The organism is Duodenibacillus massiliensis (genome assembly GCF_928721995.1).
Taxonomy (GTDB): domain Bacteria; phylum Pseudomonadota; class Gammaproteobacteria; order Burkholderiales; family Burkholderiaceae_F; genus Duodenibacillus; species Duodenibacillus massiliensis.
Window position 1 is genome coordinate 2,028,232 of sequence record NZ_OV788642.1, and the last position, 18,978, is coordinate 2,047,209.

The window sequence follows — 18,978 nt, forward strand, 5'->3', positions numbered from 1 at the left end:
CAGGGTTTAGTGGTTTTTTGGTGCGGTTTGTGTGAGTTCTTTTAAGCGCCCCAGAACAAGTTCAATCAGATAGGGATCAAGATGCATCTCAAGGTCCACCGCCCAGATGCGGGGGTCTTGGGCAAGTTCCGGAATCTGCCGGCACTTCACGGCGTCTTTACCCGTCACGAAAATATAGTCGGTGTCCCAGTGCTCGAAGGGATTGACTTCAAAGCTGTAGTGGTCACCGAGCCGCAGTTCCGCGCAGGCGATATCGTGGGCCCTGAGCATCGCAAAAAAGCGCTCGGGCGAGGCAATGCCGGCTGCGGCCAAAACGCGCGATTTCGCCTTATTGATTTTGTCCGAAAGGTCGTCAATATGGGCAGTCGCCCCGGTTGCGAGCTGATGCGCGGCGCCGATCTGGCTTGTTGCGGCAAAGCGCGGCGTTCTGCTTGCGATGGTGTCCGTTGTGGCGTTTAAAACCAATGCGTCAACGGTGTCAAGCCTTGAGGGCGGTTCACGTAAGGGGCCCGCCGGGAGCACCCAGCCGTTACCGATGCCGCGCGCGCCGATCACGGCCAGTTCAAAGTCACGCGCAAGGCGCAGATGCTGCAGACCGTCATCGCTCACAATCACATTGATCTCGGGGTGCGAAGCAAGAAGAAGTTTTCCTGCGGCCACACGATCGCGCCCCACGGCTGCAGGGCACCCGGTTTGCTGGGCAATCAGAAGCGGTTCGTCGCCCACGACGCGGGCGTCTGATTCCGGAGTCACCAACTGCGGCGTATCCCCCTTGCGGCCGAAACCGCGGCTGATGACGCCGGGCTTATAGCCCACGGCTTTGAGTGTCCGCACGAGTTGAATCGTGACCGGGGTTTTGCCGGTGCCCCCGACATAGATGTTGCCGACAACCAAAACCGGGACGGGGAGCTTTTCAGCACGGATGCGGTGTGCGCGCATGCGTACCGCGGCAAGGTAAATGAGGCTTAAAGGACTTAAAAGCCAGGCGGCAAGACCGCGCTTGGCCCACTGGGCGTGAAGCCACGTTTCGAGTTCAGCGCGCATGGCGATGTCCCCGAAAGAAAACAAAGGGTGCAAGAGGTGGCTTAGATTGTTCGTCCGGCATTTGTGTTCTGTCAAGAGTGGTGCCGCAAACGTGTGTTTCTGCGGCCGTATTTCCTAATCATAACCAAAAGGCGGGGCACTGACGATGCAAATAGTCTTTTTTGTGATCGGATGGATAAACGTGAGCTCAGCCGCATGCAGGCACAAACGGACTCCGGGTGCCTCGGCTTTTAACCCGGCATGTGAGTAAAACGGGTCGCCGGCAATCGGGGCATTAAGCCCCAGGTGATGCGCACAGTGAATCCGCAGCTGATGGGTGCGGCCGGTTTCGGGGAAGAGATTGATGAGTGTGCAGGTCCTCTCTTTCCCGGAGATGCGCCGCACCACCTCAAAGCGCGTGAGGGCCTCAGAACCGCCGGCTGCGACGGGGAGCACACACTGCCGAGGGCGGTCAAAGACGTTTAGCGCGAGCGGCAGCGCGACGCTTCCGCTGCCTTCGGCGACGTCGCCTTCCAAAAGCGCCGCATAGCGCTTATGCACGCGCCGGGCGCGGAAGTCTTCGTTAATGACGGCAAGCGCCTCTTTATTTTTAGCAAAAAGTAAGACACCTGAGGTGTCGGCGTCGAGCCGGTGCACGACGTGCAGGGCCCCGACCGTTTCTTCCAACACACTTTTGGCGCTCACCTTTTCGCGGATACCGGGCACGGACGCAAGGCGCGACGGTTTGTTGACCACAATGAGGTCCCGGTCTTCGTAGAGGATTTGAGGAGTGACGGGGACGGCCGGATCCCAGCGCGGTAAGGGTTCCGGCAACCTTTCCCCGCCCTTTAAAAGGCGTTCGAGAAGATAAACGGCTGACTTCTCAGGCCCGTAAAAGGTGCCGTTAAAACGGATGTCGTGCGCGGGCGAAGTGCCCACCCACCATTCGGTCATGCTGATGATGCGGGAAGCGTGGGTGCTGTTTTCAGCCCGGGTGCGGTTAAGGGCCGCAACGAGCCGTACCAGGGGGGACGTCGCTGAAGCAAGCGTCGTGAACCGCCAGAGCGCACGTCTGAGCTCCTGTTCCGCGCCGCCCTGCAGCGGATTTTTGTCCGGGAAGGGCGCAAAGAGTTCGGTAAGGAGCTCCGCGAGCGTAAAGGAGTTGCCTGCGGCATCGGTAAAGCAGAGCACCGGAACGTCGGTGCGGTTCAAACGCGGCCAGTCGGTTCGGGCTTTGCCCGGTCCCGGCACGGTGCGCTCGCGCTCTGCGTGGGACGTGAAGGCGTAGTGCGCGGTGACGCGTCCGGCATTGTCGATCGTCACCAGTGCCCCCATGCGGCCGAAGCCGCCCTTGGCTAAATCCGGGGCTGCGTTTTTCGCCGCTAGGTCCCATGCGGTCGGAGGCAGCGTTCTCGGGCACTGAAGGGTGCCCGCGGGCGCAGTGTCTGAGGGGAGGATAACCGCCGGGAAAGCGTCAAAAGAGGAGGTCTCGGACATTGGAAGAATGTGGGCAAAAAAATCGGGCTCAGAACGTTAACCGTTTCTGAGTCCGAACATTATCAGTCTTCGCGGAAGGCCGTGTTACGTTTTTTGCGGATCGCGGGGGCTGCGACCACCACGAGCAGCAAAAGCGACACGAGGAGAAGCCCGCAGGAAATGGGACTCGTGAAAAAGACCATGGGGTCACCGCGGGAAATCAAAAGCGCGCGTCTGAGGTTTTCTTCCATCATGGGGCCCAGAATGAAGCCGAGGATCAAGGGAGCGGCTTCGCACCCGAGTTTATGAAAGAGATACCCCAGGGCACCGAACGCAATCGTCATCCACACGTCCCAGACATTGTTGTTGATCGAATAGACGCCGATGCAGCAGAAAACGAGAATCGCCGGGAAAAGCCACCGGTAGGGGACCTTGAGTAACTGCACCCAAACGCCGATCATGGGGAGGTTGAGAATGATGAGCATGAGGTTACCCACCCACATACTGACAATCAATCCCCAGAAAAGCGCGGGGTTGGAGGTCATCACCTGAGGTCCGGGCACAATGTCGTGAATCATCATGGCGCCGATCATCAGGGCCATGACGGCATTTGACGGAATCCCGAGTGTCAGCATCGGAATAAAGGAGGTCTGAGAACCGGCGTTATTGGCGGACTCAGGTCCCGCCACGCCGCGGATGTTGCCCTGGCCGAAAGCGGGACTCGCCTTTGTACCCGCAAGTTTCTTTTCGATGGTGTAGCTTGCAAAGCTCGAGAGCAGTGCGCCTCCCCCGGGGAGCACGCCGAGAAGTGACCCCAGGACCGTACCGCGCAGAATCGGACCGGAACTTGCCTTGAGGTCGGCTTTGGTCGGAAGAACGGAGCCGACTTTGCCCGGGATCAACGTCCTGCGCTCGTTTTGCTCGAGGTTACTCATGATTTCGGCAAAGCCGTAAATGCCCATTGAAAGCGCAACGAAATCGATGCCTTCCTGCAGTTCGTCAAACCCGAAGGTGTACCGTAAGGCCCCGGAATTGACGTCGGTACCGACAAGGCCCAGGAGTAACCCCACCAAAATCATGCAGACGGCTTTGAGAAGCGACCCGGTTGCAAGCACCACGGCACCGATCAAGCCAAGCACCATGAGACTGAAGTATTCCGCTGGCCCGAACTCAAAGGCAATGGCGGTCAAAGGTGGCGCAAAGGCAGCAATAAGTAGTGTTGCCACGCACCCGGCAAAGAAGGACCCGAGTGCTGCAATCCCCAAAGCCGCACCTGCGCGGCCGTTTTTAGCCATCTTGTGGCCGTCGATACAGGTCACAACCGCCGCGGCTTCGCCGGGAATATTCACAAGAATGGCGGTGGTTGAGCCCCCGTACTGCGCGCCGTAGTAAATACCGGCCAACATAATGAGGGCCGAAGAGGGATCAAGCGCGTAGGTGGCGGGCAGAAGCATCGCAACCGTTGCCACCGGGCCCATCCCCGGGAGCACGCCGATAAGCGTTCCGATCGTGACACCGAAAAAGCAGTAGAGGATGTTTTGGAGCGACAGCGCTGCTTCAAAACCGACCAGAAGGTTATTAATAAGATCCATGGTGCCGGCTCCTTAGAGAAATGCCGGCCAGACCGGAATGAGCATTCCGACGCCGTAAACAAAGATTACCCAGGCGATGACGTCCAAAACGACAATCACGATGAGGGTTTCTTTTAACCGAAAGTTTTTGTCTGCCAACGCTGAAATCATCACCATCGCGGCAATCGCAATCATGAGGCCGCAGCTTGCGAGAAGCAGTGAAAACGCGAGCACGGAGCCCAGCACCAGAAAGAAGATCTTCCAGTGAAAGGGTTCGACGCGGCCGCCGTCGGGCTCAACAAGCGCTTCACGCGAGAAAAGCCCGCGCAAAGAGAGAATCACCCCGAGTACGGTGAGAATGCCTCCCAAAAGCGTCGGAAAGTACGCGGGGCCCATGCGGGCGGCGGATCCGAGACTGTGCTCCTGGACGGTGACAATGGCAAGCACGCCTGTGACGGCAAACAAAATGCCGGCCCAAAAATCTTTGGCGTTGCGCAAGGACATAATGAAACTTCTGCTGCGGACGGTTCTTCAGGAAAAGCGGGAGGAGTTTATCCGAGAACGTCCGTAAAAAAGACGGAAATTGTACGAAAAGCGGTTCTCCGGCAAAGGGCTGCCGAAAAACCGCTTTCTTTGTTTTGACGCCTGATGCGTTAATCCACGCGGGCGCCGGAGACCTTCACGATCTCAGCGTACTTCGTGAGTTCACTCTGGATGAGTTTCGCGAAGTCGGCGCTTGAGCAGGGGGCTGCTTCGCCGCCCAAACGCGCAAGGCGTTCCTTCAAGGCCGAGGTCTTTAAAGCATCCGTAATCACTTTGTTTAAGCGGTTAAGGATCTTGTCGGGCGTAGAAGCCGGCACAAAAAGACCGTACCAGGTGGAAATGTCAAAACCGGGGACGCCCGCTTCCGCCATCGTGGGGACGTTGGGAAGTGCTGCGGCACGCGTCGTGGTCGTGACAGCAAGCGGAATGAGTTTTCCGGACTTGATGTTCGCGGTGGCGCTTGCGAGGTTATCGAAAATAAGATCCGTCTGGCCCGCGAGGACAGAAAGCTGCGCGGCGGCTGCGCCCGCGTACGGGATATGCACCATACGGATGCCGGCCTTGGCTTTGAGAAGTTCGCCAGCCATATGGCCGCCCGAACCGTTGCCGCCCGAAGCGTAATTCAACTTATCCGGGTTTTTCTTGCAGTAGGCAATGAGGTCGGCCACTGACTTAATGCCGGTCCGCTTTTCAAATTCAGGCGTCACAACGAGCACGTTGGGAACGTGTGCGATGAGCGTGACGGGGCGGAAGTCCTTCACCGGATCGTAGGGAAGGTTCTTAAAAAGGTTCGGGTTGATGGCGTGCGTGGCCACAGCACCCACACAGAGCGTCATGCCGTCACCGGGCTGCTTAGCGAGGTAGCTTACGCCGCGGTTGCCGCCCGCACCGGGACGGTTGTCGACGATGACGTTACCCAGAGACTTCTGCACGGCTTCGGCAATGGCGCGCGCCGAAACGTCAAGCGGACCTCCGGGGGGATAGGGAACCACAATGCGGATCGGGTTGGAGCCGGTGCCGGTTTGAGACAGGGCCACCGGGGCCCAGGAAAGAACGGGTGCCGCGAGGGCTGCGCCGAGAATGGCGCGACGGTTGTTGTTTACCACTTCATCTTCCTTTCGTGCGTACTGCACCGGCACCCTCGCAGTGGACGCGATTGAGCCGGCGTTTTGATGTTCAAATTGGAAAAACTGCCGTTGATTCTAGGATTGGTTGGGGATTTCCGCCTATGCAAAATGCTGTATTTGCAGGGCCTGAGGCGGGGGGTGGTACGGCAGGAAAAAAATGGGGTGTCCGGGCTCGGGTGTAGTGACGAATATAAGAGGCCAGGAATCTTGTATCAGACTGTATCGATACAGGCGCAAAGCCTTTTCCCGACTCGTTTTATTCGGATTGTCAGATTCGGATTTTCCTTGAAAAGCGGATGTGTCGGCCGCATATAGCGGTTAACAGCTTTTAGACGTCGGTTCGGGTCCGCTATAAGGACTCAACCGAAGGGAATTCAGACACATGAGACAAGATAAACTCACGACCAAATTCCAGCAGGCGCTCTCTGAGGCGCAGTCGATTGCCCTGGCGCACGACAACCAGTTCATCGAACCGGTGCATGTGCTTGCGGCGATGCTTGCTGACGAAGAGGGCGGCACCGTAAGCCTCATTGAACGCTCGGGCGGCAACGCCCAGCAGGTCAAGCGCGAAGCCGATGCCGCAATTGAAAACCTCCCGAAGGTGAGCGGCACGGGCGGCGACGTTCAGGTAAGCCGTGACCTCGGCCGCGCTTTGAACCTCACTGAAAAAGAGGCGATGGCCCACGGCGACGAATTCATTTCTTCGGAAATGTTTTTGCTCGCCTTGACGGACAACACGCTTGACACCTCCAGGCTTTTGGGTTCGGCGGGCGTTACCCGCAAGATGCTCGAAGCCGCGATTGCGCAAGTTCGCGGCGGCGAAAAGGTCGATGACGCCGAAGGCGAAAGCGGGCGCGACGCCATCAAGAAGTACACGGTGGATCTTACCGAACGGGCCCGCATGGGGAAACTCGATCCCGTGATCGGGCGCGATGATGAAATCCGCCGCACGATGCAGATTCTGCAGCGCCGCACGAAGAACAACCCGGTGCTGATCGGTGAACCCGGTGTGGGTAAGACCGCCGTCGTCGAAGGCCTTGCGCAGCGTATCGTCAATAACGAAGTGCCCGATACGCTACGCGGTAAGTCCGTGCTGTCCCTTGATATGGCAGGGCTCATCGCGGGTGCCAAGTACCGCGGTGAATTTGAAGAGCGTTTAAAGAAACTGCTGAAAGAAGTTTCGGCTTCCAACGGCAAGATCATTCTCTTTATTGATGAAATCCACACGGTGGTCGGTGCCGGTAAGACCGAGGGCAGCATGGATGCGGGCAATATGTTGAAACCCGCTCTGGCCCGCGGCGAGCTGCATGTGATCGGCGCAACAACGCTTGATGAATACCGCAAGTACATTGAAAAGGATGCGGCACTTGAACGCCGCTTCCAGAAGGTCCTTGTGGACGAGCCGAGTGTGGAAGACACAATCGCCATTCTGCGTGGTCTGCAGGAAAAGTACGAAGCGCACCACGGCGTGGAAATTACGGATCCCGCGATTGTCGCGGCCGCGGAACTGTCGCACCGCTACATTACGGACCGGTTCCTTCCGGATAAGGCCATTGACCTCATTGATGAGGCCGCAAGCCGTGTGAAGATGGAGATTGACTCCAAGCCGGAAGAATTGGATAAATTGGATCGCCGTCTGATTCAGTTAAAGATTGAACGTGAGGCGATGAAGAAGGAAACGGATGAGGCAAGTAAGAAGCGCCTCGCCGCAATTGAAGCGGAGATCGAGACGCTGTCGCGCAAGTACTCCGACCTCGAAGAGATCTGGAAGGCTGAAAAGAGCGAAGCGCTCGGTGAAAAGAACATCCGTAACGAAATTGACCGCGTGCGTCAGGAAATGGAAGCCTGCAGGCGTGAAGCCAAGTACGAACGCTTGTCTGAGCTGCAGTACGCCGTCCTTCCGAAGCTTGAAGAAAAACTCAAAAAGACTGAAAAGAAGGATAAGGTTGAAGACAAGGGCCGTCCGAAGCTTTTGCGCACAAGCGTGGGCGCTGAGGAAATCGCGGAGGTCGTAAGCCGTGCCACCGGTATTCCGGTCGCAAAGATGATGGAAGGCGAACGCCAGAAACTTCTTCATATGGCTGACGCCTTAAGTAAGCGCGTCATCGGGCAGCCTGAGGCTGTGCGCCGCGTGACGGAAACGATTCTGAGAAGCCGCGCAGGTCTTTCGGATCCCAACCGTCCGTACGGTTCGTTCCTTTTCCTCGGACCCACGGGTGTCGGTAAGACGGAACTTACGAAGGCCCTTGCGGAATTCCTCTTTGACAGCGATGACGCGATGATTCGTATCGACATGAGTGAATTCATGGAAAAGCACTCTGTCGCACGTTTGATCGGTGCGCCTCCGGGATATGTTGGTTACGAAGAGGGCGGCTACCTCACGGAAGCCGTGCGCCGTAAGCCCTACTCCGTCATTTTGCTCGACGAAGTGGAAAAAGCGCATCCCGACGTTTTTAATGTCCTTTTACAGGTTTTGGACGACGGCCGCATGACCGACGGCCAGGGCCGCACCGTCGACTTTAAGAACACCGTGATTGTCATGACGAGTAACTTGGGCAGCCAGGAAATCCAGGCGATGCAGGGTGAACCTCATGACAAAGTGAAAGATGCCGTGATGCAGGAAGTGAAACAACACTTCCGCCCCGAATTCATCAACCGTATTGATGAGATCGTGGTCTTTAATGCTCTCGATACCAAAGCAATTCGCGCGATTGCGAAGATCCAGATCGATAAGCTCGCCAAACGCGTGGCGGCGCAGGACGTGGTGCTTGACGTCACGGATGCGGCACTCGATGAAATTGCGAAGGTCGGCTTTGATCCGCTTTACGGCGCTCGGCCGTTGAAGCGCGCCGTGCAGGAACACATCGAAAACGAAGTGGCGCGGTTGCTTCTTGAAGGCAAGGCCGCTCCGAAGGATCATGTCGTTGTGGACAGCAAGGACGATCACTTTGTCTTTGACGTGAAGAAAGCAAATTAACATCCTCCCCCCGCTCAAGCGGGGGGATTCCATGCTTGTTGGGGCTTCTGCCCCAGCAAATGGCGGGTTCCCGCCGCTGATCCCATGCGGGATTCACCGGGGTGCTACAGATGTTTCTCTACTCTGCAGCCAGCAAAAAGGGGGTGTTGATAAAGTCGTCAGTTGACGATGAGACAACCCCCCTTGTTTTTTTCTAGAAAGTCTCGACCGACGTATCGCTAAACGAGCGAAGTTTTGGGGTACGTCTGGCACATTTATGAATTCCCGGAACCCCAAGCTTGTCGTGATAGGCATCTTGCTACACATAGGTTCGGGAGTTCTTGCACCCGCTGGAAGCTTTTTCGCGAAAAAAAACCGCCGCTGCACGAATAATCAATGCGTTGCGGCGAGTTTCTCGGGGGCGACTTTATCAACACCCCCTTCATTGTCGAGCTAAAAGAATCAATTCAGCGTCGGCGCAAACTTCGATTCATCCAATCCCTCAGGCGGCTCAATGTGGCACACATACCCTTCGGGATTGGCGTACAAGGGTGCGCCGCACTCCTCACACCATTCCATCGGAAAGGTCTGCGTCAAGGGAATAATCCGCCCCACGCGGCAGTTATCAAGCACCGCCCCGATAAAGGTCTGATTGTTGTCGTTGTCTTCGGGCATCGAGGGCGCCACAACCCCCGCCACCACCTTTGAGGGCTGGTCCTTTACGGAAATACTCACGCGGATTTCGTCCCCGTCACCTTCGTGCGTCTCGCCCCCCATCTTCGTAAAGACCGCAGTCGTGGCAATGAGGTCAGCCGGGCTGTAGCCCATGCAGCAGACGTAATCGACCAAAGACCGTACGGCAAAGATGCGCATCGTGGCATCGGCCTGCCGCCAGCCCGAGAAAAAGCTCGCGGGCGGCTGCACGTCAATCATCGTGCCGATAAAGTCGTTTTGAAGAATCTCCCGCACCCCCAGACAAAAATCCATCACGGTGCGGGCGCGCTCTTCATAAGACTGATTGAGCGGATGAAAAAGCGACGCTGTATCGGGAGCAGAGACGCCTAAAGCGAGGTACCTGACATCCGCAAAATCGGGCGGAGGCGTCGTGGTCACAACCTTGGCGATATCAACAATCCCGGTCTTCGTTTTCTTGGTAAGACGGTCAAGAAGGTGCCTCACGTCCGCAAGGCCCTCGGGGAGGTGATCGGCCGATAAGAGGCAGTCCCCGATCTGCACGGTCGCTTTTTCAGTGGCCCAACCCTTCTGAAAGAGTTCTGCGGTGGCTTTGAGCGCTTCGTTGGAAATCTTCCCGTGCGGAATCAGATACCGGCTCCAGCACATAATGGGGATGAGCACCAAAAGGTGCACGCCCTTCGCGTCCACGCGCGTCTGGGCGCAGTCTTCGGCCATCGAAAGGAGTTCCTCGTAGGCCGGGGACTCTTCTTCTTTGAGGCGGTTTAGGGCCGTTTCAATGACGGCATCTTCTCCCTTATCAAGGGGCGCACGTACCGCGGACTCAAAGCCCGTGTCCACGACGCCGTCTTCAAAGCGGCTTGTGGCTTCTGTGGCCAAACGCGCGTAGCGGATGAGCTCAGAAGCAGCCTCATCCATATCCGTGATATCAGAAGAAAAGTTGTTCGCCATGGTTTAAACCGGTGGGGAAAAAAGCAAAGCGCCCGCAAATTGTGCGTGCGGGCGCAGTCTACATGGCTTAAGGCGTCTTTGAACAGTTAAGGGCTCGAAATCAGCGCCTTTTCCGATGTATTACCGCGCTGCTTAAGCTCGGGGAGGGGATTTTAAAGGCCCTGGAGCCTCTCGGGGTGCGTGTAGATGTTGGCGCGGTTGGTGCGGCAGAAAGCCGCAAGCGTCACGCCACACTGGTTGGCGACGTCAATCGCAAGAGCCGTCGGTGCCGATACAGCAAAGAGAATCTCCACGTTGCAGGCGGCGGCTTTCTGCACCATTTCGTAGGAGGCGCGTGAGCTCACAAAAAGCGCACCGTCCGTCCACCCCGACATTGCTCTGAGGCCCAGCAATTTATCCAAAGCCACGTGGCGCCCCACGTCCTCTGCGCCCCCGGCAGACGTGCCGTCCGGGTTCACCCAAACGGCCGCATGCGTGCAACCCGTGAGGTTGCCGAGCATCTCGATGTGGCTTAAGTATTCCAATCCTTTATTGAAGTGGCGCATGTCAAAGGTCTGGGTGTGCGCGACGGTGTCCGGAATCCGTACGGCGGAGTCGAGATCCTCTACGCCGCAGATCCCGCAGCCCGTCCGTCCCGTCATCGAGCGGCGGCGTTCCTTTAAGTGCCAGAAGTGTTCGCTTGCGATCCTGATGTCGGCGACCTTGCCGCCGCGGCAGCCGTCTTTGATTTCCACGCCGTAGATGTCGGAAAGCGTCGGGACAATGCGCTCTGCGAGCGTAAAGCCCACCGCAAACTCTTCGAGCATCAGAGGCGTACACATCATGACGGCGTGCGAAATGCCGTTATAGGTGAGGGCCACGGGGACCTCTTCAGCGACCCAGTCTTCGAGCTTTTCAACGCAGTCCAACTTATCCACCGTCACGCGGCGGATACCGGCCACGGTCTCAATGTCAGACTTCGCTGACCCGAGTCCCTCGTGAAAAACCTTATTTACGCTGTCGCACGCCATGATGAATTTCCTTTGTGTGGAATCTGACTCAGGCATTGGCCTTTTTGGCCTGTTCTTCACTGTAGTAGGCGGCAAGACCGGAAATGGCGATACCGTCCACATCCTGATCGAAGTTTTCGAGGTCGTTCACGAAAACCGTCGGGAAAGCCGCATGGCAGGACTTGCAGACGTGCAGACGCCGGCTCTCGTCCCCCGAATCATGCACATAGGAGAGGTCGCTTACAGCCTGATCCCCGCACACCGCGCAGCGGATGCGGTCAAAGGGCCAGTGCGCGCCGCACGTGCCGCAGAAAAGCTGCTTCACATTACCGTGGTAGGCGGTGCCCGCCACACACGCAATCGCCGGAAGTCCGCCGCACACCGGGCACTTTAACGGCCGGTTAAAGTGAATCGTGTCTTTCTGGTTGTCGGCAATGCGGCGGTCGGCTTCGCGCACCGAATCCTGCAGGATCACACGAAGCGTGAGATGAATGATGAGGCTCGTGAAGGGCTCAATTTCCGGGTTCATGCCGGCAACCAAGCCTTCCGCGAAGTTTTCGGGATTCACCAAGCCTTTATTGAGCGCCTCATCCGTCGTGACCGTCTTCCAGTCACAGGCCGCGCATTTGGCTTTGAGGTCGTCCGACAACTTGCTTTCCGCAAGATAGGTGTCCGTCAAGGCCGCTGCAATCTTTGCGAAATTTTCGGCGGTGGATTTCGGAGCGGCGGCTGCCAAGAGGGTCTTCACCCCGGTAAGAGCTTTCAGGACATCGTCGCCCGTCCATTCGGGCGCCTCGGCGCTCAAATCCCCGGCAAGATCACAGGCTTCCAGAAGGATCTTTGCGGCCTCCTTTGCCTGAGCTTCAAGCTGGGGATCCTTGAGCGTATTGAGGTGGTTGACGGCATTGCGTACAGACAGACGGCTTGTCATGAAAGTTCTCTTTTTTAAGTGTTGTTGATTGAGAAGGGGAGTGTAAGGTACAAGGGGTTTGAGGGCCCTTGTACCTTCATAACGGCGATTTAAGCAGACTTCTTGTCTTTTTCGTCGTTCACGGTGGTCACGTTCTTGCCGAGCGCAATTTCTTCATTGGCCCAGTAACCCCAGTGATAGGCGGCGTCCGACTCACTCACCTTACCGTCACCGAACATAATCCGGGCGGTACCGCGGTAGGGCTGGAAAATGCCCGCGCCGAGGTAGATGTGGGCAATACCCACAAAGACCGTGAGGAAGAAGAAGACGTCGTGCACGAGGTGTGCCACGAGAACCGTCGTCGGGCTGAATTCCACCTTCCAGCTGCCGTCAGGCAAGAGCCCCGTGTTAAGCCACATAACCATGCCGGAAACGGCAAGGAAGAAGCAGAAGAAGACGAGAGCGCCGTCAGCGAGCCTCTGCGCCGACTTCACGTGGTGCTGCGGCGGCATGTGGACCTTGCCCGGGGCAAAGAGGTAGAACGGGAACTTCATTGCCCACGCAAAATCGTCCTTGTCCCACTTACCGAAGATGTCCTCTTTAAAGAGATGCACAAAGCCCTTGGGGGACTTGATGATCGCCCAGAGAGGAATCAGGATAAAGGGAATCGCGAGGATCCGGTGCAGCATGCGCATGGCGTACGTGAAGTCGCCGCCCATGATGCCGCCCCCGAGACTCGGGACGAAAACGAAGACACCGGTGATCGCAAGAAGGATGCAGCTGACGGCCGCAACACCGTGGGTCACGCGGGTCAGAAGGGAGTGACGCTGAATATAGCGGGTCATTTGTTTCTCCTGATCGTGTTACTGCCGTGATTCACGGCCAAGCAGTTCTTTCACTTCCCGGTCAGCCTTTTCACGCTGTTCGGGTGTCCAGTGTTCCTTGGCCTCTTCAATCGTCACTTTCTTACGGCGGTAGCCGGTGGCGGCAACGAAGGAAGCGGCAAGGCCGGCGACCACTGCGGCGGTACCGATACCGGTGACGGCCTTCATGGTCTTCATGGTGGCGATCATGCTGTTGGGCTTGGGATCGGTCGGAAGCCCGTAGGCTTCGTGACCGTACTTGCAGACCGTGAGGGTATGTAAGCCCCCCATTTCATGTTCACCGTAGAGTTCCGCCTTGTCAAAGCCCTTCTTCTTCAAGAACTCAACACGCTCTTTACCGATGCGGATCATTTCCTCACGGGGCCCGAACTTCAGAGCCTCGGGCTGGCAGGTCTTGACGCAGGCCGGAACCCCGCCTTCTTCCAGACGGTCAAAGCACAGGGTGCACTTATCGATCCTGCTGTCTGTTTTTCTGAAGCGCGGCACATCAAAGGGGCAGGCCGACTGGCAGTACGTGCAGCCGTTGCACTTGTCGGTATCAAACGCAACAACGCCGTTTTCCTTGTGGTAGAGCGCGCCCGAAGAGCAGATCTCAACACACGCAGCATCCGTGCAGTGGTAGCAGGAGCGGCGGCCGATGGCGAAATTCAGAGGCTGGAATTTGTTTCCCGACTCCTTTTCGTCAAAGGTCATGATAAGGCGCGTATTGCCGTTTAAGTCCATCGGGCTCTGATACGACCCCGTGAACTTGTTTTCATTTAACCCCATCGGCGAGGGGAGCATGTTCCACTGTTTGCAGGCAACCTGGCAGCCCTTGCAGCCGGTGCAGTGCGATGAATCAAACAGAATGGCAACTTCTTTTGCTTTAGCCATGTTGTTTTATCTCCTAGTTGACACGGCGCGGACTTAAGCCGCCTTCTCAAGGTTCACGAGGAAGGCCTTGTACTCGGGAATGTAGGAATTGGGATCGCCCACATTGGGAGTCAGGTCGTTGATGTTGTCGCCCCGCGCGAGGTTCGTGGCCCAGGAGAAGTGGTGGGGCATACCCACGACATGCGTGAGTTTGCCGTCAATCATCATGGGCTTCATGCGCTTGGTGACCATCGCAGCAACCTTGACGTCGCCGCGGTTATTCCACACGCGCACCGCGTCACCGTTTTTGATGCCCTTTTCCTTGGCAAGTTCTTCGGAAATTTCGATGAAGTTGCAGGGGCTGATTTCGTTGAGCCACGGGATGTTGCGGGTCTGCGTACCAGACTGCCAGTGTTCAACGACGGAGTAAGTCGTCACGACAAACGGGAAGTCTTTCACATTGCCGCGCTTTATCGACGGGTCATCGGCAAAACGGATGCAGGGGTTACCCTGGGCGCCGTTTAACAGATTCTTTACCGGAGACTCATGCGGTTCGAAGTGTTCAGGGAGGGGCCCGTCTACCATCGGATAGGCAAAGAGGCGCGCATTTTGTTCCCAGTTCATGAAGAACGCATTGTCGTTGGGTTTGGCGGCTGTGACGAAGTCGCCAACGTCGTTTTGCAGCCAATGATCGCCCTTCCATTCCACGAGCACACGCTTGGGATCCCAGGGTTTGCCCTGCGGGTCGGCGGACGCACGGTTATAGAGAATGCGGCGGTTTGCGGGCCACGCAAACGACCACCCCGGAAAGAGCCCGAGCCCCGTGGGGTCAGCCTTACTTCTGCGGGTCATGGGCTGCTTCATGGGATCCATCTTGTCGGCTTCGTTGTTGTAGTAGCCCGAGAAAATCCAGATGCCGCAGGCCGTGGTGCCGTCAGCCTGCAGTTCGCCGTAGCCCTTGATGAGTTTCCCGTCCTTGATGGTGTAGCCGTTAAGGGCCCAGCAAAGGGCACGCAGGTCCGGTTTGCCGTCGATACGGTAGTTGAAATTGGCCTTGAGAATCTGATCGGGGCAGGCGCCGCCTTCCTTTTCGTAAAGCGCACGGAGTTTGTCCCAGATGAGCATCATCATCTCGAAGTCGTTGCGGCATTCTCCCGGCGGTTCAACCGCCTTCTCACGCCACTGGATCCAGCGGCCGGAGTTGTTGATGGAGCCGATCTTTTCGTAGAGGAGGGCTGCCGGCAGGAAGTAGACCTCGGTCTTGACGTCTTCTGCCTTCATGTCGGGAGCCGCCCAGAAAAGCGACGTCTCCGTCTGGAACCAGTCGGCCACCACGAGCCAGTCAAGCTTCGCCATCGATTTACGGGCGTGCTTGGCGTTGGGGGTGGAGTGCGCCGGGTTCATGCCCCAGCAGAAGTAGCCCTTGATCTTGTTGTCACGCATGTCGTTAAAGGACATGATCGTGGAATAGTCACCGTAGTCGAGCTTGGGACTCGTTTTCGGCAGCAGATCGTAGCAGTAGTCGTTTTCCTTGGTGGCGTTTTCGCCAAACCATTCCTTCAGTGCCGACACCCAGAACTTGGGTTTGTTGGAGTAGTAACCCCCGGCATACGTTTCCTTGGAAAGGTACGCAGCAAGCGTCGGATGGGATTTGCCGGTGGGCCAGGAGAGGTAACCCGGCGCCTGGTGCGAAGACACACCCACGTCGGTTGAACCCTGAACGTTGGGTTCACCGCGCAGGGCATTGATGCCGCCGCCCGCGATGCCGACGTTACCCAGAAGCAACTGCACCATGCACATCGCACGGCAGTTCTGAGAGCCGTAGCTGTGCTGAGTCTGGCCGAGGGCGTAAAGAATGGAGCCGGCCTTGTCGCGCGCCCCGGTGGAAGCGTAAACCTCCCAGACCTTCTTCATCACGTCCGGATCCATACCGGTGATGCGCTGCACGAGCTCAGGCGTGTAGCGGGCGTAGTGCTTTTTGAGAATGTTTAAAACGCAATGGGGATCCGTGAGCGTCATGTCGCGCTTTAAAACCTTCAGATCCGGCGTCTTAAATTCGGGCGTACCCGGGCGGTTTACCCAGGCAAAAGCCGAGCCCTCGGACGTGTCCCACTGCAGGTGCTTCGCGACATCGTAGCCCCAGCTCGCGTTGGAATAGGTCTTCGTTTCCGGATCCCAGCCGGAGAAAAGGCCCTTCTCAGGATCGAACTTATAGTCGTCTGTCAGCAGGCACGCGGCATTGGTGTAATGCAGCATGTATTCCTTCTGATAGAGGTTGTTCGAAAGAATGTAATTGATGAGACCGCCGTAGAAGGCAAGGTCGGTACCCGGACGGATGCGGGCGTAGATGTCAGCCTGTGCGGCCGAACGGGAGTAACGGGGGTCGACAACGATCCAGGTCGCGCCCTTATCCTGTGCGCGTTCCACCCAGCGCGAAGACAACGGGTGGTTTTCCACGTTGTTCGAACCGATCGACATGATGACGTCGGAATTGGCAAAGTCGCACCAGTGGCTCGTCATGGAGCCGCGGCCAAAGGAGGGCGCCAGGCCCGACACGGTCGAAGAGTGGCACACGCGCGTCTGGTTATCAATGGCGCAGATACCCATGGAACGGGCAAACTTCTGCACAAGCCACCCTTCTTCGTTATTGAGCTGAGCGGCCCCCAAGCTTGCCATACCGTCGCAGCGGTTTACGGTGACATCACCTTCTTTTTCAACGAAGGTCGCGTCACGGGTCTTTTTGATGTGGCGCGCGATTTCTTCAGCAGCCTGATCCCAGCTTAAGCGTTCCCAGGTTTTGCTCCCGGGGCGGCGTACCTGCGGATAGAGCACACGGTCCGGATGAAGTTTTGCCTTACGGTCTTCGGTGACGACGTTACGCAGGCCCCACATCGCGGCGCCCTTCGAGCACAGGCCCCCGAGGTTGACCGGATGGTCCGGGTCGCCTTCGAGGTTGATGAGTTCGCCGTCGCGCGACGAGCAGATTGTGCCGCAGCCGCCGGAGCAGTAGCAGCAGATGTTCGTCACTTCCTTGACGTTACGCAGCTTGTAGGGTTTCTTCGGTTCCTGAGCGGCAATGGCCGTGCCCGAGGCGGCACCGACAGCACCGCCGCCGAACACCAGTCCGCGCTTGAGGAAACTTCTGCGTGAAAGTTCCATGGATCTCTCCTGAATTCAGGTAAGGGTTACTGCACGGACCTGAGGTCGGTGCCGTTAAGCCCGCCTGTCCGCACTATTCGTTTTGGCGTGAAAGGACCTTTCAGACAAGGCCCTTTTTCGCGTGTCGGCGGCTAGTTTCAAGAAATTTCAGAAGAGCGTCAATCGTTCTGACGGAGCATGTTTTAAAAGGATTTTCGCTATTCTTTTTATGAATAACGTTAGTTCTTTTCAGTAGGAGGATGCCCGAATAGGCAATAACGGCGGGACTTTTTTGAAAATCGGCCGCGAAAGGGCCTTCGGCGTGGTACGCACAATGGGATAGGGCGGGATCGTTAAAAAAGGATTAATTTCTGAAAAAGACTAATCCTTTTCGATTAGATCGCGCAAAAGGGGAAGCATAGCTTTTGATGTGTTTTATCGGCGGTTTTGTGGCTTTTTGGATGCCGGAGACCAACCGGATGACCGGGGGCGATGCCGGACGGCGATGCGGTTCGGAGTAAAAAATCTTCAATACGATGAAAGAAATTGCGTAAAATATCTTCATCGTACTGAAGAATTTTGACATGACTTACATCAAGCGGACAATTGAAGAGGATCTCATGCGGCAGACGCCGCCCAAAGCCGTGGTGATTTACGGCGCACGCCGAACCGGTAAGACAACGGTACTGCGGGAGCTTCTCAAAGACGAAGACGTGGTTTGGTATTCGGGTGACGAACCCGATGACCGCGAGATGCTGCGTCTGAATTCCGCAGCTGACGTCAAGGCGCTTCTCACGCGCACCCGCTTTCTGGTGATTGATGAGGCGCAGCGCATCCCCGATATCGGACTCACGTTAAAGCGGCTCGTGGACATGAACGAAACGCTTAAGGAGCCCACGGCGATATTCGTCACCGGGTCTTCGGCGCTTACGCTTGCCGCGGGCGTCAAGGAATCTGCCATGGGGCGGCTCGTGAACCGGCAGCTCTGGCCTTTGTCCTTAAGAGAGCTCGCGCAGTCTCGCGGCAAAGGAAAGACCATTCAGAATCTTGGCTGGCATATGGTCTACGGGCTCTTTCCGGAAGTCTGCAACAAGCCGGAGGAGGCGGCCGATACGCTCACGGATTACGTGGACTCACTCCTTTTTAAAGATCTTTTTGCTTTGGCGGGGGTAAGAATGCCGTTGCCTTTTGAAAACCTCGTCAAGCACCTTGCATTAAACATCGGATCTGAAGTTTCCTTTGACGGACTCGCTCGCGAAGTGGGACTTGCCCGCAACACGGTGGAACAGTATGTGAGGCTGCTTGAAGAGTGTTTCATTGTGAAGGTTTGTCCGTCGTACTCACGCAATCCCGGCAATGCCTTAAAAAAAGGGCGCAAGATCTACTTCTGCGACACCGGGATCCGTAACGCCGTCATCAAAAACTTTGATCCTTTGTCTTCACGCGAAGATGCGGGGGCGCTTTGGGAAAACTTCTTCTATATGGAGCGCATTAAGCTGCATAGCCAGTTAAGGGACCTCACTGAGGTTTATTTCTGGCGTACCACCGGCCGCTCGCCCCGGGAGATCGATTTGGTGGAGGTGGGTCCCAAGAAAATCAATGCTTTTGAGTGCAAACTCTCGCCCACGGCACCTGTAAAGGGAAAGAGTGAATTTTTGAGTGCCTTTAAGGACGCGAATCTCTATCTGGTCACACCCAAAGACATCAGAAGTCCGCTCTTTGACGATGAGGGAGGAAAGAGATTGTCGGATGACAAAAATCTTCATTACGATGAAGAAAAATGACGCAAAATTCTTCAGCGTGCTGAAGAATTTTGACAGAGAAAGATTCTGCGGAAACGTCTGTTTCCTTTGCTAAAATAAGTT

Annotated in this window: 13 protein-coding genes; 2 read left to right on the top strand and 11 right to left on the bottom strand. The window is 56.7% G+C overall.

Going from position 1 to position 18,978, the window contains the following annotated elements; genetic code table 11:
- Positions 1-6: 6 nt before the first annotated feature.
- From lpxK to NXF97_RS09355, 5 genes are all read right to left on the bottom strand, one after another.
- Positions 7-1,044 carry a tetraacyldisaccharide 4'-kinase gene (lpxK, locus tag NXF97_RS09335; RefSeq protein ID WP_022373122.1) on the bottom strand — a complete coding sequence of 346 codons (1,038 nt, stop codon included), beginning with the start codon at positions 1,042-1,044 and terminating at the stop codon, positions 7-9.
- 114 nt (positions 1,045-1,158) lie between these two features.
- The gene (locus tag NXF97_RS09340) at positions 1,159-2,520 is read right to left on the bottom strand and encodes an RluA family pseudouridine synthase (protein WP_274955802.1); all 1,362 of its coding nucleotides are present in this window, start codon (positions 2,518-2,520) and stop codon (positions 1,159-1,161) included.
- Between the two features lie 62 nt (positions 2,521-2,582).
- Positions 2,583-4,091 (bottom strand): tripartite tricarboxylate transporter permease, encoded by a 1,509-nt coding sequence (locus NXF97_RS09345; protein WP_074009063.1) that lies wholly within the window; start codon positions 4,089-4,091, stop codon positions 2,583-2,585.
- A gap of 12 nt (positions 4,092-4,103) precedes the next feature.
- The gene (locus tag NXF97_RS09350) at positions 4,104-4,574 is read right to left on the bottom strand and encodes a tripartite tricarboxylate transporter TctB family protein (protein ID WP_022373119.1); all 471 of its coding nucleotides are present in this window, start codon (positions 4,572-4,574) and stop codon (positions 4,104-4,106) included.
- Between the two features lie 149 nt (positions 4,575-4,723).
- On the bottom strand, positions 4,724-5,719 hold the full coding sequence (locus tag NXF97_RS09355; RefSeq protein ID WP_074009243.1) for a Bug family tripartite tricarboxylate transporter substrate binding protein: 996 nt from the start codon (positions 5,717-5,719) through the stop codon (positions 4,724-4,726).
- A gap of 403 nt (positions 5,720-6,122) precedes the next feature.
- Here NXF97_RS09355 and clpB point away from each other — a divergent pair, with 403 nt between their 5' ends.
- Positions 6,123-8,717, top strand: a complete 2,595-nt coding sequence (gene clpB / locus NXF97_RS09360) for an ATP-dependent chaperone ClpB (protein ID WP_022373117.1) — start codon at positions 6,123-6,125, stop codon at positions 8,715-8,717.
- 441 nt (positions 8,718-9,158) lie between these two features.
- Here the strand turns inward: clpB and NXF97_RS09365 are convergent, their stop codons facing one another.
- From NXF97_RS09365 to NXF97_RS09390, 6 genes are all read right to left on the bottom strand, one after another.
- Complete coding sequence (locus NXF97_RS09365; protein ID WP_274955803.1) at positions 9,159-10,340, bottom strand: DUF2863 family protein; 1,182 nt, start codon at positions 10,338-10,340, stop codon at positions 9,159-9,161.
- Between the two features lie 152 nt (positions 10,341-10,492).
- Positions 10,493-11,350 (bottom strand): formate dehydrogenase accessory sulfurtransferase FdhD, encoded by an 858-nt coding sequence (gene fdhD, locus NXF97_RS09370; RefSeq protein WP_274955804.1) that lies wholly within the window; start codon positions 11,348-11,350, stop codon positions 10,493-10,495.
- A 28-nt stretch (positions 11,351-11,378) separates the two neighbouring features.
- Entirely contained in the window at positions 11,379-12,260 is an 882-nt protein-coding gene (locus tag NXF97_RS09375; RefSeq protein ID WP_274955805.1) for a formate dehydrogenase accessory protein FdhE, read from the bottom strand.
- An 89-nt stretch (positions 12,261-12,349) separates the two neighbouring features.
- Positions 12,350-13,084 carry a cytochrome b/b6 domain-containing protein gene (locus NXF97_RS09380; RefSeq protein ID WP_022372557.1) on the bottom strand — a complete coding sequence of 245 codons (735 nt, stop codon included), beginning with the start codon at positions 13,082-13,084 and terminating at the stop codon, positions 12,350-12,352.
- A gap of 18 nt (positions 13,085-13,102) precedes the next feature.
- On the bottom strand, positions 13,103-13,996 hold the full coding sequence (locus NXF97_RS09385) for a 4Fe-4S dicluster domain-containing protein (RefSeq protein WP_074009057.1): 894 nt from the start codon (positions 13,994-13,996) through the stop codon (positions 13,103-13,105).
- 33 nt (positions 13,997-14,029) lie between these two features.
- Positions 14,030-17,134, bottom strand: a complete 3,105-nt coding sequence (locus NXF97_RS09390; protein ID WP_274955806.1) for a molybdopterin-dependent oxidoreductase — start codon at positions 17,132-17,134, stop codon at positions 14,030-14,032.
- 563 nt (positions 17,135-17,697) lie between these two features.
- Here NXF97_RS09390 and NXF97_RS09395 point away from each other — a divergent pair.
- Complete coding sequence (locus NXF97_RS09395; protein WP_274955807.1) at positions 17,698-18,897, top strand: ATP-binding protein; 1,200 nt, start codon at positions 17,698-17,700, stop codon at positions 18,895-18,897.
- The last annotated feature ends 81 nt before the right edge of the window (positions 18,898-18,978 follow it).

Excerpts from the sequence above, each read along its gene's own strand:
- NXF97_RS09350 (WP_022373119.1), bottom strand. The coding sequence starts at position 4,574 with ATGTCCTTGCGCAACGCCAAAGATTTTTGGGCCGGCATTTTGTTTGCC.
- NXF97_RS09340 (WP_274955802.1), bottom strand. The coding sequence starts at position 2,520 with ATGTCCGAGACCTCCTCTTTTGACGCTTTCCCGGCGGTTATCCTCCCC.
- NXF97_RS09390 (WP_274955806.1), bottom strand. The coding sequence starts at position 17,134 with ATGGAACTTTCACGCAGAAGTTTCCTCAAGCGCGGACTGGTGTTCGGC.
- NXF97_RS09365 (WP_274955803.1), bottom strand. The coding sequence starts at position 10,340 with ATGGCGAACAACTTTTCTTCTGATATCACGGATATGGATGAGGCTGCT.
- lpxK (WP_022373122.1), bottom strand. The coding sequence starts at position 1,044 with ATGCGCGCTGAACTCGAAACGTGGCTTCACGCCCAGTGGGCCAAGCGC.
- NXF97_RS09395 (WP_274955807.1), top strand. The coding sequence starts at position 17,698 with ATGACTTACATCAAGCGGACAATTGAAGAGGATCTCATGCGGCAGACG.
- NXF97_RS09345 (WP_074009063.1), bottom strand. The coding sequence starts at position 4,091 with ATGGATCTTATTAATAACCTTCTGGTCGGTTTTGAAGCAGCGCTGTCG.
- fdhD (WP_274955804.1), bottom strand. The coding sequence starts at position 11,350 with ATGGCGTGCGACAGCGTAAATAAGGTTTTTCACGAGGGACTCGGGTCA.
- NXF97_RS09375 (WP_274955805.1), bottom strand. The coding sequence starts at position 12,260 with ATGACAAGCCGTCTGTCTGTACGCAATGCCGTCAACCACCTCAATACG.
- NXF97_RS09380 (WP_022372557.1), bottom strand. The coding sequence starts at position 13,084 with ATGACCCGCTATATTCAGCGTCACTCCCTTCTGACCCGCGTGACCCAC.
- clpB (WP_022373117.1), top strand. The coding sequence starts at position 6,123 with ATGAGACAAGATAAACTCACGACCAAATTCCAGCAGGCGCTCTCTGAG.
- NXF97_RS09385 (WP_074009057.1), bottom strand. The coding sequence starts at position 13,996 with ATGGCTAAAGCAAAAGAAGTTGCCATTCTGTTTGATTCATCGCACTGC.